3 protein-coding genes are annotated in these 1,675 nt (G+C 71.2%); 2 read left to right on the forward strand and 1 reads right to left on the reverse strand.

All coding sequences use genetic code 11. The features are described from left to right. Nucleotides 1-251: 251 nt before the first annotated feature. Nucleotides 252-734, reverse strand: coding sequence for a DoxX family membrane protein (locus G6021_RS09590; RefSeq protein ID WP_182641161.1), 483 nt, complete (start codon nt 732-734; stop codon nt 252-254). Between the two features lie 96 nt (nt 735-830). Here G6021_RS09590 and G6021_RS09595 point away from each other — a divergent pair, with 96 nt between their 5' ends. Together G6021_RS09595 and G6021_RS09600 are read left to right on the forward strand one after the other, a co-directional pair. Then, nucleotides 831-1,361 (forward strand): MarR family transcriptional regulator, encoded by a 531-nt coding sequence (locus G6021_RS09595; RefSeq protein ID WP_182641162.1) that lies wholly within the window; start codon nt 831-833, stop codon nt 1,359-1,361. After that, nucleotides 1,358-1,675: SdpI family protein (locus tag G6021_RS09600; RefSeq protein WP_182641163.1), on the forward strand; the 318-nt coding region annotated here is incomplete at its 3' end. The genes G6021_RS09595 and G6021_RS09600, both read left to right, overlap by 4 nt.

Genomic DNA, 1,675 nt, shown 5'->3' on the forward strand with positions numbered 1-1,675 from the left:
CTCGCCAGCGTGTGAGCACCGCGCCCCGGGAACCGGGGCCCCGCCCCGTCGAGAACCGGGCCACCCACTCGTTGAGAAGACGGTTCCGACCACGTTTCCCGAGTGTGGGGTGTGCGGAACGCTCTTTTCGATGCGGCCTTGTCGACGTGGCCTCGGTGACGTGGCCTACTCGATGCGCTGGTCTCGATGCGCTCTCGACCGGAGGCCGCGGGGCCGCGGGGGCGGGCCGGGTGCAGCCGGCCTGCGTGGAGTCAGCCCCGGGCGGCGCGACGGTTCGCGATCAGCGCGTCGAGGCTGTAGCGACCGGTGCCGACCAGGCCGAAGACGGCGACGGCCAGCGCGATCACGGCGACGAGCTCCCAGCCACCGTTGGTGGCGTAGATCCCCGCGCCCTGGTGGACGAAGACATAGGCGCCGACCATGACGACGACGACGAGGGCCGCGACGACCTGGGTGAGCAGCCCCAGCACCAGCAGGATCCCTCCGGCCAGCTCGACGACGCCCGCGAACACCGCGGCGGCCTGGGCGGCGGGGACCCCGACGGAGTCGAAGAACTGGCCGGTGGCCCCGGCGCCGTTGGTGACGAGCTTCTCCCAGCCGTGCGCGATCAGGACCACCCCGAGCAGCACCCGGGTGAGGAGCAGGCCGATGTCGCGGACGATCCCGCGCACGGGGATCAGGCGGGTCTCGGCCCCGGCGGCACGGGAAGAGGGGACGGTCGTCGTGGTGCTCATGTCTGTGGTCCTTTCGGGTCACGCATCCGGATGATGCGTCACACACTTCTATCCCCGTACTAGATGTCGTGTCAACTATGAGCGTAGTGTGGGGTCATGAGCGAACCCCTGCCGACCGACCACGTGAGATGGCTGACCGACGAGGAGAAGGCGCTCTGGCGCGACTACCTCGCGATCCAGGGGCGCCTTCACCTGGCGATCCAGCGCGACCTCAAGGCCACCTCGAGCCTGACGGAGCCGGAGTTCGAGGTGCTCGTGTACCTCAGCGAGGCCGACGGCCCGCTACGGATGACCGCGCTGTCCGACGTCCTGCAGTGGGAACGCAGCCGGCTCTCCCATCAGGTGACCCGCATGGTCCGGCGTGGACTCGTCCAGCGGACGAGCTGCCCCACCGACGGCCGGGGCGCGTTCGTCTCCGCCACCGAGGAGGGCATGCGGGAGATCGCGGAGGCCGCACCCGATCACGTCGCCACCGTGCGCCGGGAGTTCCTGGACCGGCTCAGTGAGCAGGACAAGCGCGAGCTCGCGCGACTCCTCGCGCTGGTCGAGGGTTCCACCGGGGAGGGGCCGACGGGGGATGAGGCGAATCGGAAATCCCCCGTCGCGGGCGTACCCTCGGGGGCGTGAACGCAGTGCTCGTGGTGGTCGTGGTGCTCCTGGCGTGTCTCGCCCTCGTGGTCGGGGTCACCGGCCTGTTGGGACTGCTCAGTCGACTGCCGGGTAACGGCGTCCTGGGCGTCCGCACCCCGGAGACCCGCCGCTCCCCCGAGGCCTGGACGCTCGCCAACCGCGCGGCCGGGCCCGCCCTGCTCGGCTCCGGCCTGATGCTCCTGCTCGGTGCGCTGGGCGTGGGTCTGATCGGGGGCTGGGTGGGTGGACTCGTCGTCGTCGTCGCCCTTCTGGGTGCGCTCGTCCTGCTCAGCGTCGCCGGCCTCGCCGGC

The sequence above is a fragment of the Dietzia sp. CW19 genome, assembly GCF_014145265.1.
In the GTDB taxonomy this organism is placed as follows: Bacteria; Actinomycetota; Actinomycetes; order Mycobacteriales; family Mycobacteriaceae; genus Dietzia; species Dietzia natronolimnaea.